8 protein-coding genes are annotated in these 7,940 nt (G+C 56.6%); 2 read left to right on the top strand and 6 right to left on the bottom strand.

Annotated elements, in window-relative coordinates; translation table 11 throughout:
* Positions 1 to 440 precede the first annotated feature (440 nt).
* Positions 441 to 1,640 carry a formaldehyde dehydrogenase, glutathione-independent gene (gene fdhA, locus B3361_RS01030; protein ID WP_009683378.1) on the top strand — a complete coding sequence of 400 codons (1,200 nt, stop codon included), beginning with the start codon at positions 441 to 443 and terminating at the stop codon, positions 1,638 to 1,640.
* A gap of 27 nt (positions 1,641 to 1,667) precedes the next feature.
* On the opposite strand, the gene B3361_RS01025 is transcribed toward fdhA, so the two are convergent.
* The 3 genes from B3361_RS01025 to B3361_RS01015 all read right to left on the bottom strand — a co-directional run bounded on the left by B3361_RS01025 (position 1,668) and on the right by B3361_RS01015 (position 3,589).
* Positions 1,668 to 1,892, bottom strand: a complete 225-nt coding sequence (locus B3361_RS01025; RefSeq protein WP_082414565.1) for a hypothetical protein — start codon at positions 1,890 to 1,892, stop codon at positions 1,668 to 1,670.
* 171 nt (positions 1,893 to 2,063) lie between these two features.
* Entirely contained in the window at positions 2,064 to 2,249 is a 186-nt protein-coding gene (locus B3361_RS01020) for a hypothetical protein (RefSeq protein ID WP_082414564.1), read from the bottom strand.
* Positions 2,250 to 2,677: 428 nt separating this feature from the next.
* Entirely contained in the window at positions 2,678 to 3,589 is a 912-nt protein-coding gene (locus B3361_RS01015) for an RHS repeat-associated core domain-containing protein (RefSeq protein WP_225624736.1), read from the bottom strand.
* A 192-nt stretch (positions 3,590 to 3,781) separates the two neighbouring features.
* On the opposite strand from B3361_RS01015, the gene B3361_RS01010 reads away from it, so the two are divergent.
* A complete protein-coding gene (locus tag B3361_RS01010) occupies positions 3,782 to 4,357 on the top strand; it encodes a DUF2780 domain-containing protein (RefSeq protein WP_054904290.1) in 576 nt (191 codons plus the stop codon).
* 201 nt (positions 4,358 to 4,558) lie between these two features.
* Here the strand turns inward: B3361_RS01010 and B3361_RS01005 are convergent, their stop codons facing one another.
* The 3 genes from B3361_RS01005 to B3361_RS00995 form a co-directional block, all read right to left on the bottom strand.
* Positions 4,559 to 5,287 (bottom strand): RHS repeat-associated core domain-containing protein, encoded by a 729-nt coding sequence (locus B3361_RS01005; protein WP_054904289.1) that lies wholly within the window; start codon positions 5,285 to 5,287, stop codon positions 4,559 to 4,561.
* 243 nt (positions 5,288 to 5,530) lie between these two features.
* Entirely contained in the window at positions 5,531 to 6,226 is a 696-nt protein-coding gene (locus tag B3361_RS23955; protein WP_082414563.1) for an RHS repeat-associated core domain-containing protein, read from the bottom strand.
* Between the two features lie 271 nt (positions 6,227 to 6,497).
* Complete coding sequence (locus B3361_RS00995) at positions 6,498 to 7,847, bottom strand: APC family permease (protein WP_054904287.1); 1,350 nt, start codon at positions 7,845 to 7,847, stop codon at positions 6,498 to 6,500.
* Positions 7,848 to 7,940: the final 93 nt, after the last annotated feature.

Below are 7,940 nucleotides of genomic sequence, written 5' to 3'. Positions count from 1 at the left end.
GAGCGATCGGCCTCCCCGGAAGTGCTTCTTCAGCCTGACGAGAATATCTTCTCCCGCCAGGCCAGTCACAACATACAAGCAGCGACCGCAGCTCGCGATGCGCCGCGCGGGCGGCGCTCGATCTCACAGGCGCTGAAGATGCTCCGGCTACCCTTGCCAGGAACCATAGAATCTCCCACAGGGATATCACAGGCCTCGAAGGCTGTGCTTTACCTGGAGCGCCTTCAGCCGCGAAGAGGCCGGTACAGGCCAGCACCTCTGTTTGCCCCCATACCTTCCAACGACAAACCTGCCGCTAAATGGCATCTCCCTGTCGCTCCCAGTCAGTGCACCCGGCCCCATCCGGCCCACAATTCCCCTCATCCAGAAACACATGCCGCCCAAGGATGGCGGCGCGTTCAACCACCGCTGCATAAATAAAAATCAAGCGAGGTAAGAGCATGTCTGGCAATCGTGGAGTGGTATATCTCGGCGCCGGCAAGGTCGAGGTGCAGAAGATCGACTACCCGAAAATGCAGGACCCACGCGGCAAGAAAATCGAGCATGGCGTGATCCTGAAGGTGGTCTCCACCAACATCTGCGGCTCCGACCAACACATGGTCCGCGGCCGCACCACTGCCCAGGTCGGCCTGGTTCTGGGCCATGAAATCACCGGTGAAATCGTCGAGAAAGGCAGCGACGTCGAGCGCATGCAGATCGGCGACCTGGTTTCGGTACCGTTCAACGTTGCCTGCGGCCGTTGCCGCTCGTGCAAAGAGATGCACACCGGTGTGTGCCTGACCGTCAACCCGGCCCGCGCCGGCGGTGCCTACGGCTACGTCGACATGGGCGACTGGACCGGCGGCCAAGCCGAATACGTGCTGGTGCCCTATGCCGACTTCAACCTGCTGAAACTGCCCGAGCGCGACAAGGCCATGGAGAAGATCCGTGACCTGACTTGCCTGTCCGACATCCTGCCAACCGGCTACCACGGCGCCGTCACTGCCGGCGTAGGCCCAGGCAGCACCGTGTATGTCGCTGGCGCCGGCCCGGTCGGCCTGGCCGCCGCTGCCTCGGCGCGCCTGCTGGGCGCCGCTTGCGTCATCGTCGGCGACCTCAACCCGGCCCGCCTGGCTCACGCCAAGTCGCAGGGCTTTGAGGTGGTCGACCTGTCCAAGGACACCCCGCTGCACGAGCAGATCGTCGATATCCTCGGCGAGCCGGAAGTGGACTGCGCCGTTGACGCCGTTGGCTTCGAGGCCCGCGGCCATGGCCATGAAGGTGCCAAGCACGAAGCCCCGGCCACCGTGCTGAACTCGCTGATGCAGGTTACCCGCGTAGCCGGCAACATCGGTATCCCGGGCCTGTACGTGACCGAAGACCCGGGCGCGGTGGACGCTGCCGCCAAGATCGGCGCGCTGAGCATCCGCTTCGGCCTGGGCTGGGCCAAGTCGCACAGCTTCCACACCGGCCAGACCCCGACCATGAAGTACAATCGCCAGCTGATGCAGGCGATCATGTGGGACCGCATCAACATTGCCGAAGTGGTGGGCGTGCAGGTGATCAACCTGGACCAGGCGCCGGAAGGGTACGGCGAGTTTGATGCCGGGGTGCCGAAGAAGTTTGTGATCGACCCGCACAAGATGTGGGGCGCGGCGTGATACCGTGATGTAGTGAAGAGCCCCTCATCACGAGGGGCTTTTTCTTGGGTGACTGGCTGAGCCTTGCACGGCAAGCACCGAGCCCATCTGATCGGTTGCCAGCGGGCCGCCGGCTTTGGTGTCGTCTGTACTCAGCTCTGCCAGCGGTTGTTCCGCATTACGTAAGATTGCGCGATGGTGAGCGCCTTCTTTCACTGTGACAAGCTTGTCGCCCTGGTAGAAGAACAGCGTACTGTTTGATGCTTTGCTCATTGTTCAAGTCCCTACCGTGCTGGATGAATGGAGGTCGCTTGAAACCCATTGTGAACAGCGGCAGGGATTTTGATACTGGCAGAAATACTAGTTTTACAGCCTCACACGAAACCTGTGGGAGCGGCTTTAGCCGCGAAGAGGCCAGCTCAGGCAACGCAAGGCTTGAAGCCCTTAATGCAACGTCCGCGGCTCAGAAGGCAACTGGACCTGGATCAAGGCTGCCTCAAGCAGTGCTCGCAACGCCTCTAGTTCATGCATCGTCGCCATGATCAGTACCGAGCATGGCGACTTGGGCTGCAGCAGCACCGCCTGCTGCGCGACCGTTTGCGCGCACAGGGCGTACTCCGCGGCCTGGATGAGTGTGTCTTCAGACTATTGGTGGCAGCGGTACATGGGTTGACAGACCGGTAGGTGAACCAAAACCCGGCGCACACAAAGTGCCCCATGCACAGCTGCCATAACAGCGAAGCCATGTGATTCATACCAAGGCGGCCTGTCAAAGCCGGTCGCTGATTTCGCAGCGACCGCCCGAGACTAGAGCCCAACCCAGATCATCGCAATGGCTTGTGCGACTTGGGACTGTAATTCAGAAACGTCCTACAGGTAAGTGGAAAAAACGGAATAGGTTGTCGAGATAGGCACGCTGCAATACTGGTGGGGCAGGGCCTAAATCAGTTTGGTTTTTGTTGCCCGGCGCCACGATGGGGCCCATGCATAGCTGCCATAAAAGTGAACTATGTAAGTCACTGTCCCGTCGTTTTCATGTAGAAACTTAACAATTTTTATCAACTCCGGCGAGTCGAAAAATTTTGTTCGGATACGTTGGTTCTGTAATTTTTGTCGTCATATTGGTCGTCACGAGTTCTTGTTGGACTGGTCCAGTTTGCTTCTTTTCTGGTATTGCCTTGTGGGGTATAGTTAGGTTTTTTGGCTGCGGCTAATGCTTGCTTGGCTTTTGTAAAGTGGGGGAATAGATGCATGTGGTCTTTGTCTAGATATTTGTTTACTCCTGCTGCCTTTCTTTCGCTTCTTTTATAAATTTTTTCAAGTTTTCTTGCGGTCTTGTTAATCGTAGGCTGTATTGGATTTCCTCGGCTACGCCTTTCCTCAATTAAGTCGTTGAGGGATTTGGTTTTGTTTATTATTTCATTTTTTTTGTCTGCTATGATGCCAAGGCGTTGGTCTTTTTTTGTTTGGGTATTACGAAACCACGTTCTAGGCTTAAAGATAGACCACATGCCCGTTTCGTCTTTTCGATTCATGGGGTCATTCAGGCAGTACGTGAAAGCGTTTATCCCGCCTCTGCCAAATGGGCTTCCAGCATTGTCCGGGGCGATGAATCGTCCAATTTCAGTGCTGAATCCACGGTGTCCTTGGCCTAGAAGATAAAGGTGCATGTTTTCCAGCATGTACTCGCCGTTGTATCCTATAGCTGCGAATTCTGCTGGTAGTTTGTGGTTATATCCAAAGGCGGTGTAGCTGTGATTGATTTGCATATCGTCAGGCGTTCTCACGATAAGCACTGAGCCCATTTCATCTGTTGCGAGAAGCACGGTGCTGCTTGCTTCTTGTTCAGATAATTCAGCAAGCGGGAGCGCTTCAATTCGCAGCATTGAACGCTTTTGATCGTTTCCAATGACAGTCGTTAGTTTGCTGGTCTGGTAGAAATATTTGGCGGTACCAGGACTGATTTTCATCGGCGTGCTCCCGTTTCTGCAGTAGGCCCCAAAAATGTATGAGGTGGGTACTGCGATTATCTTGAGTACTTTGAGCAATTGGCTACTGGCAGAAATATCAGGTGTGCGCCTGTCTGGGCTCGGAACAATCACTCAGATTTCCAGTCAAATCCGCTGTTTCCCAGGCCATGCCGGCCAACGAGGTCCCTCCCGATGAAAGTACTCACCCTGGCAACCCTGATGACCCTGGCCGCAAGCCCGGTGTTCGCCTTCAACCTCAGCGACGCCGCCAACGCCGTATCCGCCATGCAAAACCAGCAACAGCAAGGCCAGGTACAGGCGCCCCAGGCGCAGGCCGATTTGCTCAACACCCTGGGTAGCCAGTTGAACATTACCCCCGAACAGGCCGTCGGCGGGGCGGGGGCGATGTTGGGGTTGGCACGCAACAGTCTGAGCAGCGAGGACTATGGCCAGCTAACCAAGGCGGTACCGGGTCTGGACCTGTTGTCGGGTGCCAATGCCCTGGGCGGGCTAAGTGGCTTGGGGGATTTGCTGGGCAGCAACAAGGGTAGCCAGTCGGCCTTGGACAAGGCATTGGGTAACGACGTGCAGAACCGCAGCGACCTGGACAATGCCTTCAAGGCGCTGGGGATGGATATAGGGATGATCGGCCAATTTGCGCCGTTGATTCTGCAGTATCTGGGGCAGCAGGGGATTGCCGGGTCGTTGTTGCAGAATCTGGGGAGTTTGTGGACTGCACCGGCGCCGTTGGCCCATCCTTCGGTCTGATCGTTTTGTAGCGCCAGTGTCGGCCTATCGCCGGCAAGTCGGCTTCCCACTGGGATATCACTGGCTTCAGGCGTGGCGCTACACCTGCGGGAGCGGCCTTGCCGGGGCACCGAACCAATCGGAAAGGACCGCTTACTTACAGATAACTATGCAGCGTGTAGGATTTCATCAAGTCGACTTTCATTAGATTAATCCAATTCATTAGTAATGCATATAAGTTTTCAGCGCGTTATTAAGTCTTCGGATTCGATATTGTGCATCCTTCAGCCATACGGCGAGTTTGAGTTTTTCTATGTTGTAACGGTTTTCATCGAAACCTTGGCTTAGGGCGAAGTGCAATGTAGAAGGATCATTGAGTTCGTTGAGTATGCGCTTCTTTCGCTTAATGCGCTTGCGGAACGCTTCAATATAAATAGATAAAGACTGAATTTCTTTCTCGCGAAATTTTATGTCGGCGATTGGTTCTGCGGGGTATCTATGGGTCTGTGGCTGCAGATTAAAACTAACAGTCTTCTTTCTCGTCTTAAGGGCTAAGGCTGGGGCGCTGGCTTTCAACGGACGGTTTGCGATTGCCTGCACCGCAGGCTTGATTGTACGCGGCGCTACCTGCTGAATTGGCTGGCGTGACTGACTCTCCCAAAAATGCTGTAAACGAGCGAAGGTTCGATGTTGGCCTGTATCATCCCGGAAATTGAGAGGGTCACAGGCACAGTATGCGTAGGCGTTATAGCCGCCTTTCCCGAATGGGCTGAGATGATCGGGGCTATAGAAACGCATCGGGGCGGGGCTGTAATACCGGTAGCCTTGCCCCAATGCATAGGTGCCCGCGGGCGGATCGTACCAATTTCCATTGAAACCAATCAGGGCTGCTCGAGGTGTTTGTTCGCCGGTGTAGCCATAGGGGCTGTAGATAAAAGCTGACAATTTCAATGAAAGAACCTCGCTATGAGAAGTTGTGTAAGTGCTCGTCTTTGCAAGGCCAAGTACGACTAGTGAAATTATCTTAACAATGGCTTCAGATGAAGATCGGGTACGGGCAGTCTGCACCGTTGATTTGTGATACCTGGGGCAGTAGCGGATTGCTGGGTCACTGCTGCAGAGCTTGGGCAGCCTCGGACTTAACCGGCACCAGTGAATGCGCGATCGGTACGGTTTAACTGGACATGGGAGGAGTCAGGAATGGAACCAACTGGCCATCGCCCTGTTCACTCGGTCTTCTTGTTTTGGCACTTCACGACGGATTCTAGCGAGACTAGCAAGGTACTCCGAACGCATTTCCGGGTTATGCAGTTGCTTCAGATACTCTGGGGCACGCGCAAGTGCCAGATTCGCCTCGTGCAGCTCCCTGGCCAGAGTTACGACTTCACCCAATGTCACGCTTGGATTTCTCCGATCTTCAAACGGCATCCGACCACCGTTTGCCAATGGATTTCTATTGGCACGTGGCTGCTGATTGTTCGGTGTTGGCGGTGATGGATCGGTGTGCGAATTGTTTCCGGTCTGCAAGCGCTGCCTGTTGAGGGAGCGATTGAGGTGCTGGGCCGTTTGTGGGGGAGGAGCATCGGCTGTCAGTATTGTGGGATGGCGGCGTATTCGATTGAAACCGGCATGCCCGTCTGGATCTACGTCGTTTATGGAGTCTCCCGCGCAATAGCTATAGGCATTCACTCCCCCTTTGCCGAACGGGCTCCAGCTATCAGGTGCAAGAAATCGCCTCAGGCCTGGGCTGTAGGCGCGATAACCATTGCCTAGCAGGTAGTTGCCGGTAAGGCTGTCTTCTCGCTCGCCATTGAAGCCAAGCATGGACACCTTGCTTACTTGATTCCGGTGGTGCCCGTAAGGGCAATAAGCACGCAGAGCTGCTGACATAGAGCCTGGCCTTGCAAGACGGTGATCCCTAGTCTTGGTCTTTCCGAAGCCTGGCACAACTAGCAGAATTATCAGTACATACCGCTGGCAGCAAGCTACTTTGAAGCGCCAGCACGCCTAACGGGCTCCGGTGCCGGTAGTACAATCACGAATGTGAAAATTTGGAGGGGTCAGTGCTGTTATCGCAGCCCTGAAGCTTGGTGCAGTACCTGTAGAAGCGCCCCAGCAAGGCCGCTCCTACACGAGATCGCGCAAGCCCGAGTAAGCGGAGTTAGGCTGTTTCTGTGAAGTCCACCAGGCGCACCGGGCGGCGGAAGCCGGCGGTCAGTACCGCCAGGTAAGCCAGGCCCAAGGCAAACCAGCACAGCCCGATCACCAACGTCAGTGCCGACAGGCTGGTCCACAGCCACAGGGTCAGCGCCAGGCCCACCAGCGGCACCAGACCGTAGCACAGCAGCCCCTTGAGGTTGCGCTGCGCCCCGTCATCCATCAGGTGGGTCTTCACCACCGCCAGGTTCACCGCCGAAAACGCTACCAGCGCACCAAAGCTGATCAACGAGGCCAGGGTCGCCAGGTCGATCACCAACGCCAGCAGCGAAAACGCCGACACCAGCAAAATGGCGAACACCGGGGTACCGAACCGTGGCGACAGGTAACCGAAGCTGCGCCGCGGCAGCACGTTGTCACGGCCCATGGTGAACAGGATGCGCGACACTGCCGCCTGCGAGGCCAGCGCCGAGCCCAGGCTGCCGGCAACAAAAGCTGCGGTGAAGAAGTTGGCCAGGAACTGCCCACCCGCCTTGGACATCACCTCGTGGGCCGCCGCATCGGCATTGGCGAAGGTGGTGCCCGGCATGACCAGCTGGCTGACATAGGCCAGTACGGTGAACAGTACGCCAGCGAACAGGGTGGTGAGGATGATCGCCCGTGGCACGTCGCGGCGGGCATCGCGGCATTCTTCAGCCAAGGTCGAAACGGCATCGAAGCCGAGGAACGACAGGCACAACACCGCCGCACCGGCCATCAGCGCGCCAAAGCCTGGTTGTGAGCCGTCACCCAGCAGCGGCGACAGCAGGTCGATCGGCTGGCCGGCCAGCGTTTGGCATGACAGCGCCACGAATACCACGATGAAGACGATCTGCGCGCCGACGATCAGGTTGCTGGTTTTGGCCACCGAATGGATGCCGACCACGTTGAGCACGGTGACCAGGGCGATCGAGGCCAGCGCAATGGACCACGCCGGGATGGCCGGGAAGGCGATATTGAGGAACAAGCCGATCAACAGGTAGTTGATCATCGGCAGGAACAGATAGTCGAGCAGCAGCGACCAGCCAGCGAGAAAGCCGATGTTGGGGCCGAAAGCCATGTTGGTGTAGGAGTACGCCGAGCCTGCCACTGGGAAACGCTTGACCATGAAACTGTAGGACGCGGCGGTGAACAGCATGGCCACCAAGGTGACCATGTAGGCGCTGGCGGTGCGGCCGCCGGTCAGCTCTGTCACGATGCCATAGGTGGTGAAGATGGTCAGCGGGACCATGTACACCAGGCCGAAGAACACCAGGGCCGGAAGGCCGAGAACACGGCGAAGCTGAGCGGAGTTGGAGCTGGGTGGGTTGGCCATCGATCGATCCAGGGCGTTTTTTTAGTTGTGCTTTGGTCGATTTTTATCCACTTGCGTGGGGGATGACAAAAAAGTAATCCTTATGTTGATTAT

The sequence above is a fragment of the Pseudomonas sp. UBA6699 genome (genome assembly GCF_002454615.1).
GTDB classification, from domain to species: Bacteria; Pseudomonadota; Gammaproteobacteria; order Pseudomonadales; family Pseudomonadaceae; genus Aquipseudomonas; species Aquipseudomonas juntendi.
Note: the sequence above shows the minus strand (reverse complement) of the source record. Positions and strands in the feature narration are given on the sequence as shown.

Bases quoted from the DNA above. Each gene is read 5' to 3' on its own strand.
- fdhA (WP_009683378.1), top strand. From the start codon at position 441: ATGTCTGGCAATCGTGGAGTGGTATATCTCGGCGCCGGCAAGGTCGAG.
- B3361_RS01025 (WP_082414565.1), bottom strand. From the start codon at position 1,892: ATGAGCAAAGCATCAAACAGTACGCTGTTCTTCTACCAGGGCGACAAG.
- B3361_RS01015 (WP_225624736.1), bottom strand. From the start codon at position 3,589: ATGAAAATCAGTCCTGGTACCGCCAAATATTTCTACCAGACCAGCAAA.
- B3361_RS01010 (WP_054904290.1), top strand. From the start codon at position 3,782: ATGAAAGTACTCACCCTGGCAACCCTGATGACCCTGGCCGCAAGCCCG.
- B3361_RS23955 (WP_082414563.1), bottom strand. From the start codon at position 6,226: ATGTCAGCAGCTCTGCGTGCTTATTGCCCTTACGGGCACCACCGGAAT.
- B3361_RS00995 (WP_054904287.1), bottom strand. From the start codon at position 7,847: ATGGCCAACCCACCCAGCTCCAACTCCGCTCAGCTTCGCCGTGTTCTC.